General features: G+C 74.0%; 16 protein-coding genes and 1 pseudogene. 15 read left to right on the forward strand and 2 right to left on the reverse strand.

Translation table 11 applies throughout. The features are described from left to right. The first annotated feature begins 7 nt into the window (after nucleotides 1-7). The 4 genes from ACZ56L_RS27025 to ACZ56L_RS27040 all read left to right on the forward strand — a co-directional run bounded on the left by ACZ56L_RS27025 (nucleotide 8) and on the right by ACZ56L_RS27040 (nucleotide 4,028). On the forward strand, nucleotides 8-1,471 hold the full coding sequence (locus ACZ56L_RS27025; RefSeq protein WP_471066897.1) for an aldehyde dehydrogenase family protein: 1,464 nt from the start codon (nucleotides 8-10) through the stop codon (nucleotides 1,469-1,471). Next, entirely contained in the window at nucleotides 1,468-2,568 is a 1,101-nt protein-coding gene (locus tag ACZ56L_RS27030; RefSeq protein ID WP_468690438.1) for an NAD(P)-dependent alcohol dehydrogenase, read from the forward strand. The genes ACZ56L_RS27025 and ACZ56L_RS27030 overlap by 4 nt, the downstream gene beginning before the upstream one ends. A gap of 66 nt (nucleotides 2,569-2,634) precedes the next feature. Beyond that, nucleotides 2,635-3,543: a class I SAM-dependent methyltransferase gene (locus ACZ56L_RS27035; protein WP_468690436.1), complete on the forward strand. Its 909-nt coding sequence runs from the start codon at nucleotides 2,635-2,637 to the stop codon at nucleotides 3,541-3,543. Nucleotides 3,544-3,650: 107 nt separating this feature from the next. Then, entirely contained in the window at nucleotides 3,651-4,028 is a 378-nt protein-coding gene (locus tag ACZ56L_RS27040; RefSeq protein WP_345226032.1) for an FKBP-type peptidyl-prolyl cis-trans isomerase, read from the forward strand. Between the two features lie 31 nt (nucleotides 4,029-4,059). Here the strand turns inward: ACZ56L_RS27040 and ACZ56L_RS27045 are convergent, their stop codons facing one another. Together ACZ56L_RS27045 and ACZ56L_RS27050 are read right to left on the reverse strand one after the other, a co-directional pair. Then, nucleotides 4,060-5,754, reverse strand: a complete 1,695-nt coding sequence (locus ACZ56L_RS27045; protein WP_468690432.1) for an alpha-amylase family protein — start codon at nucleotides 5,752-5,754, stop codon at nucleotides 4,060-4,062. Further along, nucleotides 5,751-6,749 carry a TIGR03885 family FMN-dependent LLM class oxidoreductase gene (locus tag ACZ56L_RS27050; protein ID WP_345226027.1) on the reverse strand — a complete coding sequence of 333 codons (999 nt, stop codon included), beginning with the start codon at nucleotides 6,747-6,749 and terminating at the stop codon, nucleotides 5,751-5,753. The genes ACZ56L_RS27045 and ACZ56L_RS27050 overlap by 4 nt, the downstream gene beginning before the upstream one ends. Nucleotides 6,750-7,039: 290 nt before the next feature. Here ACZ56L_RS27050 and ACZ56L_RS27055 point away from each other — a divergent pair. From ACZ56L_RS27055 to ACZ56L_RS27105, 11 genes and pseudogenes are all read left to right on the forward strand, one after another. Then, nucleotides 7,040-7,801, forward strand: a pseudogene (locus ACZ56L_RS27055) (methyltransferase domain-containing protein); the annotation flags it as partial. A 447-nt stretch (nucleotides 7,802-8,248) separates the two neighbouring features. Further along, nucleotides 8,249-9,733, forward strand: coding sequence for a sugar transferase (locus ACZ56L_RS27060; protein WP_345226025.1), 1,485 nt, complete (start codon nucleotides 8,249-8,251; stop codon nucleotides 9,731-9,733). A gap of 58 nt (nucleotides 9,734-9,791) precedes the next feature. Further along, nucleotides 9,792-11,117 (forward strand): nucleotide sugar dehydrogenase, encoded by a 1,326-nt coding sequence (locus ACZ56L_RS27065; RefSeq protein WP_345226023.1) that lies wholly within the window; start codon nucleotides 9,792-9,794, stop codon nucleotides 11,115-11,117. Next, nucleotides 11,107-12,375: a glycosyltransferase family 4 protein gene (locus tag ACZ56L_RS27070; protein ID WP_471066900.1), complete on the forward strand. Its 1,269-nt coding sequence runs from the start codon at nucleotides 11,107-11,109 to the stop codon at nucleotides 12,373-12,375. Before ACZ56L_RS27065 ends, ACZ56L_RS27070 begins: the two co-directional genes overlap by 11 nt. Further along, nucleotides 12,372-13,748, forward strand: a complete 1,377-nt coding sequence (locus ACZ56L_RS27075) for a Wzz/FepE/Etk N-terminal domain-containing protein (protein WP_471066902.1) — start codon at nucleotides 12,372-12,374, stop codon at nucleotides 13,746-13,748. Before ACZ56L_RS27070 ends, ACZ56L_RS27075 begins: the two co-directional genes overlap by 4 nt. Next, entirely contained in the window at nucleotides 13,745-15,283 is a 1,539-nt protein-coding gene (locus tag ACZ56L_RS27080) for a Wzz/FepE/Etk N-terminal domain-containing protein (protein ID WP_471066904.1), read from the forward strand. The genes ACZ56L_RS27075 and ACZ56L_RS27080 overlap by 4 nt, the downstream gene beginning before the upstream one ends. A gap of 3 nt (nucleotides 15,284-15,286) precedes the next feature. Beyond that, nucleotides 15,287-17,224 (forward strand): asparagine synthase (glutamine-hydrolyzing), encoded by a 1,938-nt coding sequence (asnB, locus tag ACZ56L_RS27085; protein WP_471066906.1) that lies wholly within the window; start codon nucleotides 15,287-15,289, stop codon nucleotides 17,222-17,224. A gap of 9 nt (nucleotides 17,225-17,233) precedes the next feature. Next, complete coding sequence (locus ACZ56L_RS27090) at nucleotides 17,234-19,408, forward strand: bi-domain-containing oxidoreductase (RefSeq protein ID WP_471066908.1); 2,175 nt, start codon at nucleotides 17,234-17,236, stop codon at nucleotides 19,406-19,408. Further along, complete coding sequence (locus ACZ56L_RS27095; RefSeq protein WP_471066910.1) at nucleotides 19,405-21,345, forward strand: alginate lyase family protein; 1,941 nt, start codon at nucleotides 19,405-19,407, stop codon at nucleotides 21,343-21,345. Before ACZ56L_RS27090 ends, ACZ56L_RS27095 begins: the two co-directional genes overlap by 4 nt. Beyond that, nucleotides 21,342-22,868 carry a right-handed parallel beta-helix repeat-containing protein gene (locus ACZ56L_RS27100; RefSeq protein WP_471066912.1) on the forward strand — a complete coding sequence of 509 codons (1,527 nt, stop codon included), beginning with the start codon at nucleotides 21,342-21,344 and terminating at the stop codon, nucleotides 22,866-22,868. Before ACZ56L_RS27095 ends, ACZ56L_RS27100 begins: the two co-directional genes overlap by 4 nt. Then, a complete protein-coding gene (locus tag ACZ56L_RS27105) occupies nucleotides 22,861-24,147 on the forward strand; it encodes an O-antigen ligase family protein (protein ID WP_471066914.1) in 1,287 nt (428 codons plus the stop codon). The genes ACZ56L_RS27100 and ACZ56L_RS27105 overlap by 8 nt, the downstream gene beginning before the upstream one ends.

Raw genomic sequence — 24,147 nt, forward strand, 5'->3', positions numbered from 1 at the left:
CGCCGGAATGAGAGCGCGACAGTCCGGGCGGGCCCCGGGGCTCCCGGCCGCGCCGCGTTCCCCGGGGAAACGTTCCCCCGGGGAGGTGTTCGCCGTTCTCGACCCGGCGACCGGCGAGGTCTTCGGCGAGGCCGTCGACCAGCGACCGGACGAACTGGACGCCGTCGTTCGCGGGGCCGGCGAGGCGTGGCGCCACTGGCGTGCCGACCCGGACGCCCGTACCGCCGCCCTGTTCGCGGCAGCCGATGCCGTGGAGGCCGCCGCGGCCGACCTCGCCCCGCTGCTCACGCGGGAACAGGGCAAGCCCCTGGCCGAGTCGCACCACGAGGTCGCCCGTACGGCGGCCCGCCTGCGGTTCTTCGCCGAGTCGGCCCCTCAGTCCCTTCAGCCGCAGCCCATCGAGGACGGCCGGCCGGTACGCAGCGAGATCCACTGGCGCTCCCTCGGGCCCGTCGCGGCGATCGTCCCGTGGAACTTTCCCCTCCAGCTCGCGTCGGCGAAGTTCGCGCCCGCGCTCGCCGCCGGGAACACCGTGGTGCTCAAGCCCTCTCCCCACACCCCGTTGGCCACCCGGCTGCTGGGGTCCGTGCTCTCCGCCGTGCTGCCCGAGGGGGTGCTGACGATCGTCACCGGACGGGAACCCCTGGGGGCGCGCCTCGCCGCCCATCCGGGAATCCGCCACGTGACCTTCACAGGGTCGGTTCCCACCGGCCGGGCCGTCGCGCGCGGTGCGGCGGACTCGCTGGCCCGCGTCACCCTGGAGCTGGGGGGCAACGACGCGGCCGTCCTGCTGGACGACGTGGAGGTGGAGAAGGTGGCCGACCGGCTGTTCTGGTCGGCGTTCCGCAACTGCGGACAGGTCTGCATGGCCGTCAAGCGCGTCTACGCCCCGGCCCGGCTCTACTCCGACGTGGTCGAGGCGCTCGCCCAACGGGCGAAGGCCGCGGTCGTCGGAGCGGGCCTCGACCCGGGCACGCAGCTGGGCCCCGTCAACAACGCCACCCAGCTCGCCCGGGTCGAGGACTGCACGTCACGCGCCCTGGCGGACGGCGCGCGCGCCGCGGCGGGGGGCCACCGGCTGGACCGGCCGGGCTACTTCTTCGCCCCGACCGTCCTGGCGGACGTCCCCGCCGACAGCCCGGTGGTGACGGAGGAGCAGTTCGGCCCCGTGCTGCCGGTGCTGCCCTACCGGGACCTCGACGAGGCCCTGGACGCCGCCAACGACACCGGCTTCGGGCTGGGCGGTTCGGTCTGGGGGACCGACCTCGACCGGGCGGAGGCGGCGGCCGGCCGGCTGGAGTGCGGGACGGCGTGGATCAACCACCACGCCGAACTGTCCCTCGCCCAGCCCTTCGCCGGAACCAAGGACAGCGGAGTGGGGGTCGCGGGCGGCCCGTGGGGGCTCCACGGCAACCTCCGGCCCTTCGTCGTGCACCGCCCGCGGGAGGAACGGCCGGAGGGAGGGCGGTGAGATTCGGCGCGGCCGTACTGCGGTCGTACGACGGCCCGTTCACCGTCGAGGACGTGCGGCACGCGGGACCGTCCGACGGCGAGGTCCTGGTGCGGATCGCGGGCTGCGGAATGTGCCGGACCGACCTCGCGGTGCGCCACTCGGCGGGGCGCTCGCCGCTGCCCGCGGTGCTGGGCCACGAAGGCGCCGGAACCGTGGTGGCGACGGGCGGCCCGCACACCGGCCTGAGCGACGGCGACCACGTCGTACTGAGCTTCGACTCCTGCGGCCGCTGCCGCAACTGCTTGGGCGCGGCGCCCGCCTACTGCGACTCCTTCGCCGCGCTGAACCTCTTCGGTGGGCGCGTCGAAGACCCCGTGCGGTTCACCGACCGGGCCGGCGGCGCGCTGGCTCCCCGCTGGTTCGGCCAGTCCGCGTTCGCCGCCTACGCGGTGGTCCGGGCGCGCAACGCCGTACGGGTCGACCCCTCGCTCCCCGTCGAACTGCTCGGTCCGCTCGGCTGCGGGTTCCTCACCGGCGCCGGAGCGGTTCTCAACACCTTCGGCGCCGGACCCGGCGACACCCTCGCGGTGTTCGGCGCGGGAGCGGTGGGCCTGGCCGCGGTGATGGCGGCCACCGCCGCCGGAGCGTTCACCGTGGCCGTCGACCGGCACCCCGAACGCCTGGCCCTGGCCGAAGACCTCGGTGCGACCGCGCTGCACGCCGAAGCCTCCGACCTGCCGGCCCGTATCGGACGTCTGACCGACGGCGGGGCGCGCTACGCACTGGACACCACGGCCTCCCCCGGGTTGGTCAACGACGCGCTGCGGTCCCTGCGTCCGACCGGCCATCTGGGCCTGGTGGCACGGCTGCACACCGCCCTGCCCCTCGAACCGGGTGCGCTGGACCGCGGCAGGACCCTCTCCCACCTCTGCGAGGGGGACGCGGTGCCGGGACTGCTGATCCCGCGCCTCATCGCGCTCTGGCAGGCCGGACGCTTCCCGTTCGACCGGTTGATCCGTACGTATCCGCTCGCCGACATCAACGAGGCGGAGCGGGACTGCGCAGCGGGCCGCGTGGTCAAACCCGTCCTCGTCCCGCCGGACGGGGACGCGTGAGGACGCCACCGGCCCCGACGGCCCGCCACCGCCCGAGCCCGCCACCGCTTCGACGACGGAGGAAACGTGATCGGTCCAACCCCCTGCGACACCGGTACGGAAGGCGTGGAAGGAGGGGTGGGGGTGACCGCCCTTCTGGTGGCCGCGGCGCGGGCCATCGAGACCCACCGGCCCGACTCCCTGGCCGCGGACGCCTACGCGGAGCACTTCGTCCGCGCCGCCCCGGCGTCCGCCGACTGGCCGGTGCGTCCGCCACAGGTCCCGGACGGGGACGCGGACCCGTTGTGGGGCCGGTTCGCCCGCTACTTCGGGCTGCGGACAAGGGTCCTCGACGACTTCCTCCTGCGCTCGGTGCACACCGGCGGCGCCCGTCAAGTGGTGCTGCTCGGCGCGGGACTGGACTCCCGGGCCTTCCGGCTCGACTGGCCCGCGGGCTGCGTGGTCTTCGAGGTCGACCGGGCAGGAGTGCTGTCGTTCAAGCGCCGGGTGCTGGACGGGCTCTCCGCCGTACCGGCGACCACACGTGTGCCCGTCACGGCCGATCTCCGGGAGGACTGGGCCGCGGCACTCACCGACGCCGGACTCGACCCGGCCGCACCGAGCGTCTGGCTGGCCGAGGGACTGCTCTTCTATCTGCCGCCCGCCGCGGAAACGTCCCTCATCGGCACGGTGGACCGGCTGACCACGGCAGGCAGCGCCCTGGCGTACGAGGTCAAACTCGACGAGGACCTGCTGGCACACCGCGACAGCCCGCTCTACACCGCCACGGCTGAGCAGATCGGCATCGACCTGCTCACCCTCTTCGACCTGGCGCCGCGGCCCGACTCCGTGGGCCACCTCACCGGCCGGGGCTGGTCCGCTTCGGTCCATGTCCCCTACGAGTTCACCCAGCGGCACGGCCGCGGCCCCCTGCCCGAACCGAACGACGCCCTGGGCGGCAACCGGTGGGTGTTCGCCCGCAAACGGCGGTCGTGACGATCTCGGGCGGCCCTCGGTGGCCGGGCGGGGCGGGGCTGTGCGGCTGCCGGGTTTGATGTACTGGGGGCGATCGGTGTTTTCGGCGAGGAGCGATTGAGGCTGTGATGAGTGGACCGACCAAGCCCGTGGTCGACGTGCCCGAGGGGGAGGCTCCCGAGGAGCTGACCGTGCGGGACCTCGTGGTCGGGGACGGGGCGGAGGCGAAGCCGGGCAGGGTCGTGCGGGTGCACTACGTCGGGGTCGCCTTCGCTTCGGGGAAGGAGTTCGACTCCTCCTGGGAGCGGGGTGAGCCGTTCAAGTTCGCCGTCGGGGGCGGCCGGGTCATCAAGGGGTGGGACCGGGGGCTGAGGGGAATGCGGGTCGGCGGGCGGCGTGAGATCGTCGTCCCGCCGAGGCTCGGTTACGGGAAGGAGTCCCCTTCGCCGTTGATCCCGCCGCATTCCACGCTCGTCTTCGTGGTGGACCTGGTCTCCGTCGTCTGATGCCTCCCGGCCCCCGTGCCGCCGCCCGGTGTCAGGTGCTCGTCGTCCGGTCCGGGTCGTCCCGTCGGGTCGACACGCGCAGCCAGCGGTAGCCGTACGGCTCCAGGCCGAGGTGCAGGCGGCCGTCGGACCGGGTGGTGAGGGTCGCCCCGGTGAGGACGTCGGTCAGTTCGGCGTCCGGGCCGAGGCCGGGGACCGTCAGGGACGCCGTGGCCCCGTCGCCGGAGAAGTTGTGGGCGGCGAGGACCGCCCCCTCGGGCAGCGAACTCAGGTGGGCCAGCACCGCCGGGTCCGCGCTGTCGAGCAGGTCGAACTCCCCCCAGGCCAGTTCCGGCGCCTGTCGGTAGCTCTCGATCAGCAGGCGCATGCGGGCGAGGAAGGAGCCGGGGTCGCGGGCCTGGTCGTGCACGTTGACCTGTTCCGGGCCGTACGCCCCGTCCGCGACCGGGTTGGGGAAGTCGGCGGGGTCGGCGGTGGAGAAGCCGCCGTTCTCGTCGGCGGTCCACTGCATGGGGGTACGGACCGCCTGGCGGCCCTCCGCGGCGAGGTTCTCGCCCATGCCGATCTCCTCGCCGTAGAAGAGGACGGGGGTGCCGGGCAGCGTGAACAGCAGGCTGTAGGCGAGTTCCAGGCGGCGCCGGTCGCCGTCGACCATGGGGGGCAGCCGTCGGCGCAGGCCGCGGTCGTAGAGCTGCATGTCCTTCTCGGGGCCGAACGCGGCGAAGACCTCGGCGCGTTCGGCGTCGGTGAGCTTGTCGAGGGTGAGCTCGTCGTGGTTGCGCACGAAGGTCGCCCAGTGGGCGTCCCGCGGCGCCGCCGGGCGCTCGCGCAGGCTGCGGGCGAGGGGGGCGGCCTCGCCGCGGGCCAGGGACAGGTACATCTGCTGCATGCCGATGAAGTCGAAGCACATGGTCAGCTCGTCGCCCCGGCCGGAGCTGGGCTCGCCGAAGAAGAGCGCCGTGTCGTCGTAGGGCAGGTTGACCTCGCCGAGCAGGACCGCGTCGCCGCTGCGCCGGCCGAGGAAGGCGCGCAGGTCGGCCAGGTACTCGTGCGGGTCGGGGAGCCGGTCCGCGTCCCGCTGGCCGTCGGTCTCCAGCAGGAAGGGCACCGCGTCCACCCGGAAGCCGGAGAGGCCGAGCTGGGTCCAGAAGCCCATGATGCGGGCTATCTCGTCGCGGACCCGGGGGTTGGCGATGTTCAGGTCGGGCTGCTGCTTGTAGAAGCGGTGCAGGTAGTACTGGCCGGTGGTCTCGTCGTACTCCCACAGGCTGTCCTCGGCGTCGGGGAAGACCACGCCCTCGGGGCCGTCCTGGGGCGGTTCGTCCGCCCAGACGTACCAGTCGCGGTGGGCGGAGTCCTTGGCGGAGCGGGCGTCCTGGAACCAGGGGTGGTGCTCCGAGGTGTGGTTGACCACCAGGTCGGCGATGACGCGGATGCCCCGGTCGCGTGCGGTGCGGACGAACTCGGTGAAGTCGCCGAGCGTGCCGAGGCGTTCGTCGACGCCGTAGAAGTCGGTGATGTCGTAGCCGTCGTCGCGCTCGCGGGTCGGGTAGAAGGGCATCAGCCACACACAGGTGACGCCCAGCCGCACCAGGTGGTCGATGCGCTGGGTGAGTCCGGCGAAGTCACCGGTGCCGTCGCCGTCGCTGTCCTGGTACGTCTCCACGTCCAGGCAGTACACGACGGCGTTCTTCCACCACAGGTCGGACGTTCGGGTGAGCCTCATCGGGAACCGCCTGCCGTGGAGGGGGGTGCGGGGGTGACGTCCAGTTGCGGGAGCACCTTGGCGCCGAAGGCGTCCAGGAAGGCGCTCTGTTCCCGGCCCACGTGGTGCACCATGACGGCGTCGAAGCCGAGTTCGGCGTACTCCCGGAGCCAGGCGGCGTGCTGGGCGAGGTCGTCGGAGACGTTGACGGAGCGGGCCACCTGTTCGGGGGTGACGTGCTCGCTGACCGCGTCGAAGACCTCGGCGGAGTCGATGTCCCAACTGGCGGGCGGACCGTGGACGTTGGTGCGCCACTGGTCGTGGGCGAGGGCGAGCGCGGTCTCCCGGTCGGGGGCCCAGCTGACGTGGACCTGGAGGTGGAGGGGGCCCCTGCCGCCCGCCGAGCGGTACGCGTCGACGATGCGGCGCAGTCGTTCGGCGGGGGCGTTGACGGTGATGAGTCCGTCCGCCCAGTCCGCGCACCAGCGCGCCGTCCGCTCGCTGCACGCGGCGCCGATCAGCGGGGGCACCGTGTCGGGGCGGGTCCACAGCCTGGCCCGGTCCACGGTCACCAGGCCGTCGTGGCTCACCTCCTCGCCGTGCAGCAGGGCGCGGATGATGTCGACGCACTCCCGCAGGCGGGCGTTGCGCACGTCCTTGCGCGGCCACCCCGCGCCGGTGATGTGCTCGTTGGAGGCCTCGCCGCTGCCGAGCGCGGCCCAGAAGCGGCCCGGGTACATGGCGGCCAGGCTGCCGATCGCCTGCGCGACGATCGCCGGGTGGTAGCGCTGGCCGGGGGCGTTGACCACCCCGAACGGGATGGACCCGGTGGCCTGGAGCGCGGCCCCCAGCCACGACCACGCGAATCCCGACTCGCCCTGGCGGGTGCTCCAGGGCGAGAAGTGGTCCGAGCACATCGCGGCCGTGAAGCCGACCTGCTCGGCCTGGACGGCCGCCGCCAACAGGGCGGCGGGAGGGACCTGTTCGTGCGAGGCGTGAAAGCCGTAGACGGTCATGCAGCTCCGCCTACCCCTCTCCGGGGGGATCATCGGCGGCATTCCGGACCGCTGTCCGGGGCCGGGGGCTCGCGCCGGGCGTGGCCGCGCGCCCGTCCGCTCCCGATGGTGTGCGCGACGGCATCGGCGGGTCCGGTTCCCGGCCGTGTGCCGCCGTGTGCTGCCATGTGCCGCTGTATGCCGCTGTGTGCCGCCGTGCGCCCGGCGTGAAATGCGGCGTCCCGCTGCGCCCGTGCGCCCGCGAACCTAAGCTGACGCGGACCGTGCCGACGACCATGGGGGCGAGCTCGATGAGGCCGAGGGACAGGGGAATCTCAGCGGTGAAGACGGGAGTCAAGAGGCTCCTGGGACATACCGGGTTCGACATCGTGCGCAGTACCAACAACCGTCAGGGAGTGGACGACTTCCTGCCGTTCGAGGCGACGATGCGGGCCGCCCGGGCGGCGGGGCTGTCGGTCGGCGACCACATCGACCAGGTCATGAACGGCACGCCCGGGGCCACCCGGTCCACCGTCGACAGGCTGGGCGAGCTGGGCGTGTTCGCCGCCGGTCCGCGGACGGTGCTGGAGATCGGCCCCGGGTCGGGGCGGTACCTGGAGAGGACCCTCAAGGAGTGCTCGCCGGAGCGGTACGAGATCTACGAGACGGCGGCACCCTGGGCGGCGTACCTGGTGGAGACGTTCGGGGTGGTGGCCCGGCCGGCCGACGGCGCGGGTCTCGCTCCGACGCCCGACGCGAGCGTGGACCTCGTGCAGGCGCACAAGGTCTTCAACACGGTGACCTTCCTCGTCGCGGCCCGCTACTTCTTCGAGATGGCCCGGGTGGTCCGGCCCGGCGGGCGGATCGTCTTCGACGTCATGACGGAGAACTGCCTGGACCCGGCGGCGATGCGCGCCTGGGCCACCCGGGGCGGGCCGGGGCACGACTCGTACCCGGCGGCGATGCCCCGCCGGGCCTGCGTGGACCTCTTCGCGTCCCTCGGCTGCACCCTGGAGGCCGGGTTCCTGGCGCCCCTGGGCGTGGCCTCCACGGAGGTCCTCGTCTTCCGCAAGGAGAAAGGAGACTTGAACGAACTCCCCGGGAAGACCGCCGGAGAGCCGTCCCGGAGGCCGCCCGCAAAGGACGGTCACGAATTTCACACATCCTCTCTCCATCCCGGCCCCGATGGTCTAGATTGACCGTGCTTCGACTGTTCGAGCACCGAGCAACCGTTAATGATCAATAGGTCCGGTCCTGCACACGGCCGGCCCGCCCGCGACCGGCAGGGCATCTGAGTCCCCTGCCGCCGGGGTGAGTTGTTCCAGCACCGCCGAAATGGTTCAGCACGTCACGCGCGCCGGGCAGCCGCCCTGCGCGTGCAGAACGATGAGGAACAGCGCGGCGCGGGAGGCCGGGGGGCGTCCCGCACGGAAGGAACAGCGCGGGGACCGGGGGGTCTCCCGGGGGGAGGAAGCGGTGTTGGGCGAACGCGTCGAATCACTGGCGGCCTGGGGGGTCCGGTGCAGCGAGGGGACTTAGTCCGCCCGTTTCCGCCGGCGCAGCGGCGTCCGGGAAACGGGTCGATCAGCAGGCCGACGGCCGACTGGGAGCAGCGGTACCGACGTACCGTGATCGTCGGCGACACCGTGGCCACCGCCGTCGTGGTCTTCACGATCGGCAACTTCTTCGGCGTACGGGACGCGGCCGACTGGCACGAAAAGTGGAACATCCTCGCCGTCGGCACCGAACTGCTCGTGGTGGGCTCGCTCGCCGCCAGCCGGTCGTGGGCCCCCGGTGTGCTCGGCCAGGGGGCGGAGGAGTTCCGCCGGCTCAGCCGCTCGCTGTTCATGGCGACCGTGGTCCTGGCCCTCGGCGGGATCGCGACGACCTCGCGCAACGTCAAACTCTGGATCTTCGTCGCGATGCCGATGATCGTCGTCGTCACGATGGTCGCCCGCTATCTGCTGCGGCTGTGGCTGCACCGGCAGCGCAAGGAGGGCCGCTGTCTGCGGCCGGTGCTCGCCGCCGGAAGCCCGGAGACGGTACGTGACCTGATCGCCCGGACCCGCAGGTTCCCGCACCTGGGCTGGCGGGTGGACGGGGTGTGCACCGGGGACGGCCTCGGGTTCGGCGGGGACGGGCTGGACGTGGACGGGGTGGCGGTGGTGGGCCGGCTCGCGGACGTCGCGGACCACGTGCGCCGCGACGGCTACCGGGTGGTCGCGGTCACCCCGGACCCGCACTGGTCGCCGCACCGCCTCCAGCGCCTGGCCTGGAACCTCGAAGGCAGCGAGGCCGAGATGGTCGTGGCGCCGGTGCTGATGGAGGTGGCGGGGCCGCGCCTGCACGTGGACGCGGTGCTGGGCATTCCGCTGCTGCGGGTCAGCATGCCGGTGTTCACCGGCGGCCACCGGGTCGTCAAGGCGGTCGTGGACCGGCTGGGGGCGGCGTTCCTGCTGCTGCTGTTCGCTCCCCTGATGGTGCTGGTCGCCCTGCTCGTCCTCGTGGACAGCCGGGGCGGGGCGGTCTACCGCCAGCGCAGGGTCGGCAAGGACGGCCGCGAGTTCACCATCGTCAAGTTCCGCACCATGGTCGCCGGGGCGCACGGGGACCGCGCGGGGCTGGCCGCCCTGAACGAGGGCGCGGGCCTGCTGTTCAAGGTGCGCCGGGACCCGCGGGTGACCCGGGTGGGGTCGGTGCTGCGCCGGTACTCCATCGACGAACTCCCGCAGCTCTTCAACGTGCTGGCCGGGTCGATGTCGCTGGTCGGCCCGCGGCCGCCGCTGCCGGAGGAGTCGGCGGCGTACGGGCCGGACATCCGGCGGCGGCTGCTGGTGAAGCCCGGGCTGACCGGCCTGTGGCAGATCAGCGGACGCAGCGACCTCCCGTGGGAGGAGGCGGTGCGCCTGGACCTGCGGTACGTGGAGGACTGGTCGCTCGCCCTGGACGCGGTGATCCTGTGGAAGACGCTGCGAGCGGTGCTGCACGGACACGGGGCCTACTGATGGCCCGCCACGCACGTACCGCAGGCCGCGGCGGCCTGCCCGGGGGGAGGAACGGGGCATGAGGATCAGCGTTTTCGGACTCGGTTACGTGGGCTGCGTGTCGGCGGCGTGCCTGGCCGGCACGGGGCACGAGGTCGTCGGGGTGGACGTCAACCGGGTCAAGGTCGGCCTGGTCAACGACGGCCTGGCCCCGGTGGTCGAGGAACGGATCGGCGAGCTGACGGCCGACGTGGTGGCGTCGGGGGCGTTGCGGGCCACCGTCGACGTCCGCGAGGCGGTGCTCGGCAGCGAGGTGTCGCTCGTCTGCGTGGGTACGCCGTCGGAGTCCAACGGGAGCCTGTGCACGACCTATCTGGAGCGGGTCGCCGAGCAGATCGGCGCGGTGCTCGCCGACCGGGACCCGGCGGGCCCCCGGCACACCGTCGTCTTCCGCTCCACCATGCTCCCCGGCACCTGTCTGAACCTGCTGGTGCCGATCCTGGAGAAGGCCGCCGGGGGCACGGCGGGCGTGGACTTCGGGGTCGCGGTCAACCCGGAGTTCCTGCGCGAGGGCACCAGCGTGCGGGACTTCTTCGACCCGCCCAAGACCGTGATCGGCCAGCTCGACGAGGCCAGCGGCGACACGGTGGCCGCGCTGTACGCGAACCTGCCCGGCGAGGTGTTCCGGGTGCCGGTGGCGACGGCCGAGGCGATCAAGTACGCGGACAACGCCTTCCACGGCCTCAAGATCGGTTTCGCGAACGAGCTGGGCGCGGTCTGCCAGGCGCTGGGCGTGGACTCGCACCAGGTGATGGACGTCTTCCTGGCCGACCGCAAGCTCAACATCAGTCCCGCCTACCTGCGGCCCGGGTTCGCCTTCGGGGGTTCCTGCCTGCCCAAGGACCTGCGCAGCCTGGTGTACGCGGCGCAGCGGGCCGACGTGTCGGTGCCGATCCTCTCCCATGTGCTGCCGTCGAACGCCGACCACTTGCAGCGTGCGGTGGACCTGGTGGGGCGCACCGGGAAGCGGCGGGTGGGCCTGTTCGGCCTGTCCTTCAAGCCCGGCACCGACGACCTGCGCGAGAGCCCGCTGGTGGAGCTGGCGGAGCGGCTCTTCGGCAAGGGGTACGACCTGCTGATCTACGACGCGAACGTGAGCCTGTCGCGGCTGCTGGGCGCGAACCGCGAGTACATCGAGAACCGGCTGCCGCACCTGGCGCAGCTCCTCGCGGAGTCCGTGGCGGAGGTGCTCGACTTCGCCGAGGTGTGCCTGGTCGGCACCAGGGACCCGGCCGTCCTGGCGGCGCTGCCGCACGGCGACGGTCCGGTGATCGTCGACCTCGTCCGTCTTCCCGACGCCGAGACGCGTCGTACCGAACCGGGGTATCTGGGCCTTGCGTGGTGACGAGAACAGCGGAGGCCGGGCGGCGCGCCGGGCGCTGGTCCTGGTGGAGAACCTGTCGGTGCCGTTCGACCGGCGGGTGTGGCAGGAGTGCACGACGCTGCGCGACGCGGGCTGGGAGGTGCACGTCGTCTGCCCACGGGGCGAGAAGCGGGACACCGAGGCGGAGGCGCTGGTCGACGGAGTGCGCGTCCACCGCTACCCGTTGCGGGCGGCCACCGGCGGCCCCGCCGGATACGTGCGCGAGTACGCTGCCGCGCTGTGGCACACGGCGCGGCTGGCCCGCCAGGTCGGGCCGGTGCACGTGGTGCACGCGTGCAATCCGCCGGACCTGTTGTTCCTCGTGGCGCTGCGGCTCAAGCGGCTGGGGGCGCGGTTCGTCTTCGACCAGCACGACCTGGTGCCGGAGCTGTACCTGTCGCGGTTCGGCCGGGGCGAGGACCTGCTGTACCGGGCGGTGTGCGCGCTGGAGCGCTGGACGTACCGCAGCGCGGACATCGTGCTGGCCACGAACGAGAGCTACCGGGAGACGGCGATAGGGCGGGGCGGCAAGCGGCCCGGGGACGTGTTCGTGGTGCGCAGCGCGCCGCAGTCCGACCGCTTCCGACCGGTGCCGCCGGAAGCGGAGTTGAAGCGCGGCAAACCGCATCTGCTGTGCTACCTGGGCGTCATGGGCCCTCAGGACGGCGTCGACTACGCGCTGCGGGCGCTGGCGGAGCTGCGCGACGGGCTGGGGCGGGCCGACTGGCACGCGGTGTTCGTCGGCTCCGGGGACGCCTTCGACGCGATGGTGGCTCTGTCGCGGGAGCTGGGCCTCGCGGAGCAGGTGGAGTTCACCGGGCGCGTCCCGGACGCCGATCTCGTGCGGTACCTGTCCACCGCCGATGTGTGCCTCTCCCCCGACCCGCGCAATCCGCTCAACGACGTGTCGACCATGAACAAGGTCCTGGAGTACATGGCGATGGGACGGGCGATCGTCTCGTTCGACCTGGTGGAGGCGCGCGTCTCGGCCGGTGCGGCGGCCGTGTACGCGCCCGCCAACGACGAGGCCGCGTTCGCCCGGCTGATCGGGGAGCTGCTGGACGATCCGGCCCGGCGGGAGCTCATGGGCAAGGCCGGTCAGGAGCGGATCGGCGGCGCACTGTCCTGGCGCCACTCGCAGGCGCAGCTCCTGGCGGCCTACGACGCCGCGTGCCGTGGTCGCGTCGCACGTCCGGCGCGGGGGCCGGCGAGCCGGGCGCGAAGGAGGCCGCGCCCTTGAGCGACGACACGATCCGCCTCGCCACGATCGGCCGGATGCTGCGCCGCCGGTGGCGGATTCTCGCGGTGCTGACCCTGGTGGGGGCGCTCGCCGGGTACGGCGTCTCGGTGGTGTTCCCGCCCCGGTACACGGCGTCGGCCTCGGTGCTGCTGCCGGGGCAGTGGGAGCAGCGCGAACTGCTGACGCAGGTGGACATCGCGACGAGTTCGGTGGTGGCCGACCGCACGGCCGCGGCGCTCGGCTGGAGCGGTGTGGACGGCGAGGAGCTGCGGGAGCGGGTGGCGGCGTCGGCCGCGGAGGGGAACATCATCAAGCTCTCCGGCACGGCCGACACCCCGTCGCGCGCCCAGCGGCTCTCCGACGTCCTGGCCCGGCAGTTCGTCCTGTTCGCCACCCGCATCTCGGGCGGCAGCACCGACTCCGACGCGGAGGCCGAGGCGCTGCGGCAGCAGGTGGTGCAGGCCAACCGCCGCATCACCGAGCTGGCCGGCGCGGCCGATCCGGGGCGGTCGGTGGAGAGCGTGCAGGCCCGCACCTCGCTGGAGCGGCTGCGCACCGCGCTGGAGAAGGCGATGGAGAAGCTCGCCGAGGCCGACCCGGCGAACGACAGGGCCGCCATGGTCGTCATGGGTCCGGCGGCCCGGCCGGCGGGGCAGACGCCGCCGACCCGGGTGCAGCTCGTCGCGGCCGGGGCCGGGCTGTTCCTCCTGCTGGCCGTGGTGGGGCACCTCGCCGCCGCCCGGGCGGACCGCCGCCCGCGCACCGGCCCGGAGATCGCCGCGGCGCTGGGCTCGGCGCTGCTGGGCGCCGTCGACGTACCGGAGGAACCGCGTGCGCGGCGGCCGGGGGGCGGGGGCCCGCTGGGCGGGGCGCGCCGGCTGCTCGGCGTGGACACCCGGTGGGACGTGCCGCCGCCGCACCGGTCCGGCGACGACGCCGACCGGAGCATCCGCCACCGGCGGGTGTGCGCCCGGCTGCGGGAGCGGCTGCCGGTGCCGGGCGGGGTGCTGGTCGTGGTCCCGCAGGACGATCCGGTGGCGGGCCGGGCCGCCGGGCAGCTCGTCGAGGAGGCCGCGCACGCCTGGCAGGCGCCGCAGCCGGCCCTGCGGGTGGTGGAGGTCGCCGTGGTCCGTCCCACCGTGCCCGACCGCGAGGCCGAGGCCGGCGCCCTGGTCGTGCTGAGCGCGGGCACCCGGACCGCCGATGAGCTCGCCGGGATCGCGGAGGCCTGCGCGGACAGCGGCCACGACCTCGTCGGCGTCGTCGTCGCCGGTACGGTCGGCTCCCGTCCGGCGCGGGCCGCCGCCGCTCCCCCGGACGGCGCTCCCGCCGAACTCGCGGTGAGCGGCCGCGCGACGGGAGCCTCGACGTGACGGCGCACCCGGCGCCGCAGCGGACGGCCCCGGCTCCGCTCATCGACCTCCAGGCCCTGGTGGCCGCGGTGCGCAGGCGCCGCCGCCTGTGGTCCTCGCTGGCGCTGCTCGGGCTGCTGGGCGGGACGGCGCTCGCGGTGCTGCTGCCGCCCGCGCCGACCGCGGTGACCAAGGTCCTGGTCACGCACCGGGAGGACCAGCCCAATGACACCGGGACGCTGATCCGTACCGATGTGGCGCTCCTGGGCACCACCCGCGTCGCCGGCGCGGCCCTGCGCTCGCTGGGCTCCGCCGAACGGCCGGAGGACTTCCTGGAGGACTGCACGGCGGTCGGCCTCACCAACAACCTGTTGCAGATCGAGGTGACGGGCGACAGCGACGCCCAGGCGGTCGCCCGGGCCGGCGCCCTGGCCCGGGCGTTCGTCGCCGACCACGTGCGGCGGATGCGGGAGACCGCGAAGGCCGAGGCCGGGGCCCTGCTGGAGCAGCGCGACCGGATGCGCGTCGAGCTGGCCCGGGTCAACGAGTCGATCGGGCAGCAGCCCCCGACGACCGACCCGAAGGGCGCGGCCGGTGTGGAGACCCTGTACGCCCGCCGGGCCGAACTCAACTCCCGGATCGCCGACTTCGACCAGCGGGCCGCCGAGGCGGGCACCGGGACGCCCCGGCTGGTGTCCGGCACGCAGATCGTGGACGCCCCGCGCGCGCTCAGGCACTCCCTGCCCAAGGGGCTGGCCACCAGGGGCGGCCTCGGTCTGGTCCTCGGGCTCGTCATGGGTGTCGCGCTGGCCGCGGTCGGCGCGGTGGTCGGGGACCGCCCGGTGCTGCGCCGGGACATCGCCGCGCACCTCGGCGCTTCGGTGGTCGCGGAACTGCCCGGCCGGCCGGGACGGCTGTGGCGGCGGCGCGCGACCCGGGCCGCCCGGGCCCGGCTGGTGTCGTCGCTGGCCCGTACGGTGCGGGGTTCGGTGGAGCCGCTGTCGCTCCTGGAACTGGGCTGTGCCCGCACCACGGGTGCGATCGCCCTGGACCTCGCGCGGACGCTGGAGCGGGAGGGGCCCGTGGCCGTCGTCGACGGCCTGCCGGGCGAGCGGCCGGCCGGGCTCCGCCGGAAGCCCGGGGACCCGGACGTGGCCGGCGGCGAGCGGGCCGGGGCCGTGCTGCCGCAGGAGCGCCGGATCGGCGTCGGTTCGGTGGCGCCCGGCACCGCGTGGACCGACCTGCGGTACCTCGGCGCCCGCACCGTGCTGGTGGTGCGCGCCGGGCACGGCAGCACCGCCTGGCTGCACACCGTGGCGCGGCAGCTCGCCGACCAGCGCCTTCAGGTGCTCGGGGTGGTGCTGGTCGACCCCGATCCGCGCGACCGTACCGACGGCACGCTGTGGGACCCGGTGCCCACCGCGCCGTGCGGCCCCGCCGACCGGGCCGACGGCCACGAGGAGCAGGGCAGGCCGAACGGGGTGCCGCAGCCGCGCACGGAGCGCTTGCCGCTGCGGGCCGCACGGGTTCCGGACGACGACAGGGAGGTGCGGTAGATCATGTGTGGCATCGCAGGGGCGTACCGGTGGCCGGACGGGAAGGCCGTCACGGACCGGCTCACCGACGTCCTGGCCCACCGCGGCCCGGACGGGGCGGGCCGTTACGACCGTCCGGCGGGCGACGGGTCGGTGCACCTGGGGCACCGCAGGCTCGCCGTCGTCGACCTGTCGGAGACCGGCGCGCAGCCGATGGTCCGGGACGGGCTCGCCCTCACCTACAACGGCGAGCTGTACAACGCGCCCGAGCTGCGCGCCGAGCTGGCGGCCCGCGGGGTCCGCTTCCGGGGCACGTCGGACACCGAGGTGCTCCTGCAGGCGTGGCGGCGCTGGGGCACGGACTGCCTGCCGAGGCTGCGCGGCATGTTCGCCTTCGGGATCTTCGACGAACGCACGGGCGACCTGGTGCTCGCCCGCGACCAGATGGGCGTCAAGCCCTTGTTCCTGGTCCGGCGCGGCGAGGGCCTGGTGTTCGCCTCGGAGCTGAAGGCGCTGGCCGCCGTGACGGGCGGGGCGCCGGCGGTGGACCACGCGGCGCTGGTGGCCTCGCTCCTCTACTACTGGGTGCCCGAATCCCGCTGCGCGCTGCGCGGTGCGGAGAAGCTGCCGCCGGGGAGCTGGCTGCGGGTGCGGGCCGACGGGCAGGTGCGGCGCGGCCGGTACTGGAACCTCAAGGACGTCGCCGCCGAGGGCCAGGCGCGGGCGCGCTCCGGTGAACTGCCGGACCTGGCGGCCGTGGTGGCGGAGTCGACCCGGCGGCACCTGCTGTCCGACGTGCCGGTGGCGACCTTCCTGTCCGGCGGTCTCGACTCCAGCTATCTGACCGCGCTGGCCGCCCGCGACCGGCCGGGGATCTCCGCGTACACGATCGGCTTCCGGGCGGCGGACGCCGCGTTCGAGGCGATGCCGGACGACCTGCGGTACGCCCGGCGGGTGGCGCGGCGGTTCGGGGTGGACCTGCACGAGATCGAGATCGCCCCGGACGTGCTCGACCTGCTGCCGCGGATGGCGTACAGCCTGGACGAGCCGATCGGCGACCCGGCCGCGATCAACACGTATCTGATCTGCCGGGCGGCCCGGGCGGCCGGGGTGAAGGTGATGCTGTCGGGGATGGGCGCGGACGAGCTGTTCGCCGGGTACCGCAAGCACCTGGCCAACCTGGTCGCCGTGCGCTACCAGCGGGTTCCGCGCCCGCTGCGGCGCGGGATCAGCGGCGCCGTGGACCGGCTGCCGGTCGCCACGGCGCGGCGCGGGTACCGGTCGGTGCGGTTCGCCAAGCGGTTCCTGTCGTTCGCGGAGCTGCCGGAGGAGGAGGCGTTCCGGCGCAGTTACACGATGTACGACCGGGCGGAGCTGCTGGCGCTGATCAGCCCGGACCTCGCGGGCACGGTCGACGACGTGCTGGGCGAGCACGCGGACGTGTACGCGGACAACGACCTCGACGACTTCGTGAACCGGATGTGCCTGGGCGACGCCCGGATGTTCCTGCCGGGTCTCAACCTCGCGTACACGGACCGCTCCAGCATGGCCGCCTCGACGGAGGTGCGGGTGCCGTACGTGGACGTCGAGGTGGTGAGGGCCGCGTTCGCCTTTCCGGGCGGCCGGAAGATCGCCGGGCGGCAGGGCAAGGCGGTCCTGAAGGAGGCGGCCGTCCCGGTCCTGCCGAAGGAGATCGTGTACCGGCCCAAGGGCCTGTTCAGCGCTCCGCTGCGGGCCTGGATGAGCCGGGATCTGGCGCCGCTGGTGCGCGAGGTGGTCAACGACGGGGTGCTGGTGCGCTCCGGGTTCCTGCGGCGGGACGCGCTGGCGCGGATGGTCGCCGAGGACGCGGCCGGGCGGCGGGACTTCTCCAAACACCTGTGGCACGTGCTGACCCTGGAGCACTGGTACCGCGACGCGACCTCGGGCCGGAGCGCCCGGACGACGGCTGAGGACATCTGAGGAGTTCGGGTGAAGCAGGTTGTGCAGAACTACCGGAGCGGCGAGCTGGCACTGCTCGACGTGCCGGAGCCGGGGTGCAAACCGGGCGGGGTGCTGGTGCGCACCCTGTACTCGCTGATCTCCACCGGCACGGAGCTGATGAAGGTGTCCGAGGCGGGCATGTCGATGCTCGGCAAGGCCCGCTCCCGCCCGGACCAGGTGGCCAAGGTCATGCAGAGCGTGACCACCCAGGGGGTGCCCGCGACGTACCGCAAGGTGATGGGCAGGCTCGACTCGTACACACCGCTGGGCTACTCGCTGTGCGGGGTGGTCGAGCGGGTCGGCGCCGGTGTCGACGACGTGAAGGCCGGCGACGTGGTGGCGTGCGCGGGCAACGAGCACGCGCTGCACGCCGAACTGAACTGGGTGCCCCGCAACCTCTGCGCCCCGGTGCCGGACGGGCTCGCTCCCCGGCAGGCCGCGTTCGGCACGGTCGGGTCGATCGCGTTGCAGGGGGTGCGCCAGGGGGAGCCGCAGCTCGGCGAGGTGGCCCTCGTCATCGGACTGGGGCTGATCGGGCAGTTGGTGGCGCAGTTGCTGACCGCCTCGGGGGTGCGGGTGGTGGGCGTCGACCCGGACCGGGGGCGCTGCGAACTGGCCGAGCGCCTGGGCGCGGTGGCCTGCGGCGATCCCACGTCGGCGGCCGTGGAGGGCGCGGTGGCCCGGCTCACCGACGGGCACGGCGTGGACCAGGTGTACCTGGCGGCCGGCGGCGGCAGCAACCAGCCGGTGGAGCTGGCCGCGCGCCTCAGCCGGGACCGGGGCCGGGTCGTCGACATCGGCAAGTGCCGCCTGGACCTGCCGTGGAACGCGTACTACGAGAAGGAGCTCGACGTCCGCTTCTCGCGTTCGTACGGTCCCGGGCGCTACGACCCGTCGTACGAGCTGGAGGGCCGTGACTACCCGATCGGCTACGTGCGCTGGACGGAGCGCCGCAACCTGGCGTGCTTCCTGGACCTGATGGCCCGGGGGCGGGTGAACGTGGAGCCGCTGATCTCGCACGTCGCCGGCTTCGCGGACGCGGTGGAGACGTATCGGCGCCTGGCGGAGGGCGAGTTGCGGGCCGTGGCGGTGCTGTTCCGGTATCCGCGGGGCGCGGGGACGGCGGAGGCGCCTTCGGTGACCGTGCCGGAGGTACGGCGTACCGCGCCCGCCGGGACGCGGTCCGCCCGGACGCCGGTGCGGCTGGCCTTCGTCGGTGCGGGGAACTACGCGACGTCGATGCTGCTGCCGCACCTGGCGGGGCGCGAGGGCGTCGAGCTGTCGGCGGTCGTCACCACGACGTCGCTGTCCGGCGCCAACGCGCGGCGCACCTTCGGCTTCGGCCGCGCGACCACCGACCTGGACGCCGTGCTCGGCGACGACGCCATCGACGCGGTGTTCGTGGTCACCCGGCACAGCTCGCACGCCGCGCTGACCCGCAGGGCGCTCCTCAGCGGCAAGGCGGTGTTCGTGGAGAAGCCGCTCGCGCTCACCGAGGACGAACTCGCGGACGTGCTGGCCGCGGTGGAGGAGTCCGGCAACGACCGGCTCCAGGTGGGCTTCAACCGCCGCTTCGCGCCGCTGCTCCAGGAGGCGAAGCGGCGGTTCGGGGAGCGGACGGGCCCGGCGAGCCTGCGCTACCTGATCAACGCGGGCCCGCTCCAGCGGGGCAGTTGGTATGCGCGTCAGGACACCGAGGGTTCCCGGTTCGCCGGTGAGGGCGGCCACTTCATCGACACGGCGAGCTGGCTGCTGGGGGCCGATCCGGTGTCGGTGTACGCCGTCGCCCCGCCCGGCGGCGAGGACCTCCAGGTCGTCCTGCGCTACCCGGACGCCTCCACCGCCGCCCTCAGCTACGTCACCACCGGCGCGGCGGGCTTCCCCAAGGAGACCCTGGACCTGGTCGCGGACGGCAGGGTGCTGCGGCTGGACGACTTCGTACGGGCGTCGGTGCACGGGGAGAAGCGGTGGGTCAGCTCCCGGCTGCCCAGGGCCCGGGACAAGGGGCAGCACGCCGAACTGGCCGCGTTCGTGCGGGCGGTGCGCTCCGGGGGCCCGATGCCGGTGCCGCTGGAGTCGCTGGCCGCCACCACCGCGGCCACGCTCGCGGTGGGGACCGGGCTGCGCAGCGGGGCCCCGGTGACGCTGGCGAGGACGCGATGACCCCGAGCCCCGGCTGGTACCTGCGGCGGCTCTCCCGGATGGGGCCCCGCGAGATGGGCGGCCGGGCCCTGGACACCGTGCGCAGGCGGCGGTGGCGGTCGGACCGGCCGCACTGCCCGCCCGTGGCCGGCGCCCGCTTCACCGCCGTGCTGCCCGCCGGGGCGCTGAAGGCGGTGCCGCAGGAGGCGGCGGCGCGCCTGGTCGCGGAGGCGGACCGGCTGATGGCCGGGCGCGTCACGTACTTCGGGGTGGAGCGCGGCGACCTCGTGGACCCCGACTGGTGGTACGACCCGAGGACGGGCCGCCACGCCCCGTGGGGGTACGCCTTCGGGGTGCCCTACCGGGACGAGGAGCTGTCCGGGGACATCAAGCAGATCTGGGAGCTGTCGCGGCACCAGTACCTGACCGTGCTGGCCGCCGCCTACGCGGTGACCGGCGAGGACCGGTACGCGGAGCGGGTGGCGGCGCACCTGACGTCGTGGTGGGCGGCGAACGCGCCGCTGCGCGGGGTGCACTGGATCAGCGGCATCGAGCTGGGCGTCCGGCTGCTGTCCTGGGTGTGGGTGCGGCGGCTGCTCGACGGATGGCGGGGCGCGGCCGCCCTGTTCGAGGGCAATCCGGTGGCGCGCGACCAGATCTGGCACCACCAGCGCTGGCTGGCCGCCTTCCCCAGCCGGGGCTCCTCCGCGAACAACCACGTGATCGCGGAGGCGGCCGGGCAGTTCGCCGCGGCCTGCGCCTTCGACTGGTTCGCCGCGTCGGAGCGGTGGCGGGCGGACGCGCTGCGGTCGCTGGAGCGGCACCTGCGCGCCAACACCTTCCCCTCGGGGCTCAACCGGGAGCTGGCCACCGAGTACCACGGTCTCGTCCTGGAACTCGGTCTGGCCGCGCTGGCCGAGGCGGACGCCGCCGGCGTGCCGGTCCCGGCGACGGTGCGGCTGGTACTGCTGCGGATGACCGACGCGCTCGCGGCCGTCGTGGACGACCGGCTGCGGCCGCCGCGCCAGGGGGACGCCGACGACGGGCACGGACTGGTCGTGGACGGTCCGGGCACCGACCGGTGGGCGTCGCTGCTGAGCACCGGGGACGCCGTGTTCGGCCGCCCGGCCTGGTGGCCGCCCGTCGCGGCCGCCGACGTGCGCACCCCGCTGCTGGCCGCGCTGGTCCGCCCGTACGGGAAGGGCGTGACACGTCCGGCGGCGCGTCCCCACCACTTCGCCGACGCCGGACTGACCCTGCTGCGCGGGCCGGGGAAGGTCTGGGTGCGCTGCGACGGGGGGCCGCACGGGTTCCTGTCCATCGCCGCCCACGCACACGCGGACGCGCTGTCGGTGGAGGTGCGGCAGGACGGGGTCGACGTGCTGGCCGACCCGGGGACGTACTGCTACCACGGGCAGCCCCGGTGGCGGGCGTACTTCCGCTCGACGCTCGGCCACAACACCCTGGAGCTGGACGGCGTCGACCAGTCCGCCTCCGGCGGTCCTTTCCTGTGGACCCGGCAGGCGCGCACCCGGGTGCGGGAGGCGACCGCGTCCCGCTGGTCCGCCGAGCACGACGGGTACGGGCGGTCCGTGCACCGGCGCGACGTCGAACTGGCCGCGCAGGCCCGGGAGCTGCGGATCGTGGACGAGGTGCGCGGGCCGCGCCGGGCGGTGCGTCTCGCGTTCCATCTCGGGCCGGAGGTCACCGCCGAGCTGGAGGCGGGGCGGGCCCGGCTCGGCTGGACGCGAGACGGCGAGGAGCGGTCCGCGGTGCTCGACCTGCCCGGACGGCTCGAGTGGCGGGCGCACCGCGGCGAGAGCCGGCCTCCGCTCGGCTGGTACTCCCCCGGTTTCGGGCGCAAGGAACCCGCCACCACGCTGGTCGGCACCGGGTTCACCGAGGACGGGCAGCGGTTCGTCACCGTGCTCGGGTTCGGCGACCGGGAGGACGCGTGAGGAGGCCGGGGCGGCTGCGGACCTCATCGGCGGCGCTGCTGGTGCTCGCGGTGGCCGGCTGCACGGGGACGCCGGACGACGGGCGCCCGCCGGCGGCCGCGTCCGCGCCGACCGGTGCGCCCGCCGCCGTGGCCCGGATCTGCGCCGGGCCCGCCCCCGGGCCCGCGCAGGCCCCGCCCGGTGCGGTGACCGTCGACCCCGCGGTGGTCGGCGACCTGGCCGCCAAGACCGCGAGCAGCCCCGAGAACACCACGTTCTGGCTGCGTCCGGGCACGCACCGGCTCGTGCCGAAGCAGTACGCCCAGGTGCTGCCGAAGAAGGGGAACACCTACCTCGGCGCTCCGGGCGCGGTGCTCGACGGCGCCAAGGTGAACCAGTACGCGTTCGGCGGGCCCGCCCCCGACGTCACCCTGCGCCACCTGACCGTGCAGGGGTTCGTCCCGCCGCAGGACGAGGGCGTGGTCAACACCAGCTCCGCCGACGGCTGGGTGATCGAGCACAGCACCCTCCAGCGGAACTCCGGCGCCGCCATGATGGTCGGCGCCCGCCAGCGGATCCGCGCCAACTGCCTGCGGAACAACGGCCAGTACGGCGTGAACGGCTACAAGGACGGCGACACGGTCCGGGGCCTGGTGGTGGAGGGGAACGAGATCACCGGCAACAACACCGACGACTGGGAGCGCAGGCGCCCCGGCTGCGGCTGCACGGCCGGCATCAAGTTCTGGGCCGTCAACGGGGCCGACGTCCGCGGCAACTGGGTGCACCACAACCGGGGCGCGGGCCTGTGGGCCGACAACAACAACAACGACTTCCTCTTCGAGAACAACCTCATCGAGGCCAACGACGGCACCGGCCTGATGTACGAGACCAGCTACAACACGATCATCCGCAACAACACCTTCCGGCGGAACAACGTGGTCGAGGGCCGCAGGCTGGCCGACCGGGGCGACCCGTTCCCGTACGCGACGATCTACGTCTCCGAGGCGGGCGGCGAGCCGCGCGTGAAGGCCCGCACCGACAGGATCGAGATCTACCGGAACCTGCTGGAGAACAACTGGAACGGGATCACCCTGTGGGAGAACGCCAACCGGTTCTGCAACAGCCCCGCCAACACCTCGACCGGATACTGCACGCTGCTGGTGAAGGACACCGGGAGCTGTGCGCGGCCCGCGATCGCCGACCGGCCGCTCTACGACGACTGCCGGTGGAAGACGCAGCGGGTGGACGTGCACCACAACCGCTTCGTGCTGGACGGCGCGGCCCTGGGGTGCACGACGGAGTGCGCCCGGACGGCGGTGCTGTCGAACTACGGCACCTATCCCGACTGGTCGCCGTACAAGGCCAAGGCGGTCTCCGAGGCGCTGATCCACCGGCAGCACAACCGCTGGCACGACAACGAGTACCGCGGCCCGTGGAGCTTCGTCGCCGACGACCCGGCGGTCCGCGTCGACGCCGCGCAGTGGCAGGACGCGCCGTACCGGCAGGACGCCGGCAGCACCTTCACGCCGCGGGCGGGTGGTTGAGGTGGCCGCCGACCCGCTGCGCGACGGGGCCGGCCCAAAGCCGCGTCCCGCCGGGCCGCCGGGGGCCGCCCGGGCGGCCTGGGCGCTGCTGGGGCTCAATGTGCTCGGCAGCGCCGGGGCGCAGACCGTCTTCCCGATCCCGCGCTCCCTCATCCAGATGGTCACCATGGGGGCGCTGGCCGGCGCGTTCGCGCTGGCGCTCGCGGTCAACCCGCGGGCGAGCGTCCGGCCGAGCGCCTTCCTGTTCCTGCTGACGCTGCTGCTGGTGCCGAGCGTGCTCTCCAGCGCGACCCTGGAGTCCGGGTTCGGCGCGCTGTTCCGGTGCGGCCGGCTGACGCTGTTCGTGGCCACGCTGTGGCTGCTGAGCCGCTGGTGGGACGGCGGTACGGCGTTCGTGCGGACCCATGTCCGGATGTACTTCGCGGTGCTGGTGTCGGTGGTGGCGGGGCTGATCGTCTCACCGGGCGCCGCCCTGCCCGAGCTGTACGGGGGGCGGCTGGTCGGCGCGCTGTGGCCGCTGACGCCGCCGCAGATCGGGCAGTACGCGGCGGTGGTCGTCGGGCTGTCCGTGCTGCTGGCGCTGGACCGCCGGACCTCGTGGGGCGGCGCGCTGGCGGTGGTCGTGCCGTCGCTGGTGCTGCTCGTGCTGACCCACACCAGGACGGCGACGATCGGCATGCTGGCCGGGCTGGTGCTGGCGATCGGCTCGCTGGTGCTGACCAGTTCGGCGGCCCGCCGGTTCTTCGCCTGGACGGTGGTGTGCGCCGTGGTCGCCGCGGTCGGGTTCGCGTCCGCGCTCCAGGCGTGGTTCCTGCGCGGGCAGTCGCAGGAGTACTTCACCAGCCTCACCGGCCGCGCCACGGTGTGGGACGCGCTGCTGGACGCCCCCCGGACGCTCACCGAGCGGCTGTTCGGCACGGGCCTGAGCGACAAGTCCTTCGGCGGGCTGCCGATCGACAACAGCTGGCTGGCGGTCTACGACGAGCAGGGCCTGACCGGCACGGCGATCGTCGCCGCGATGTACCTGGTCCTGGGCGGTGTCGCGCTGCTGCGGCCGCCGTCGCCGCAGCGGGCCTGCGCGCTCTTCCTGATCAGTTACGTCGGGATCTCGTCGTACACCGAGGCCGGTCTGGGCGACGCGTCGGCGTACCTGCTGCACCTGGCCCTGGCCGCTTCGCTGCTCGCGGCGCCCGCCTGGGACGTCCCGGGGACCGCCCGCCCCGGGATGCCCGCCCCTCCCCCACGACCTGTTCCGCGCCGGGCCCGGAGGCTGACATGA

It is taken from the genome of Streptomyces sp. NPDC039736, from assembly GCF_055596485.1.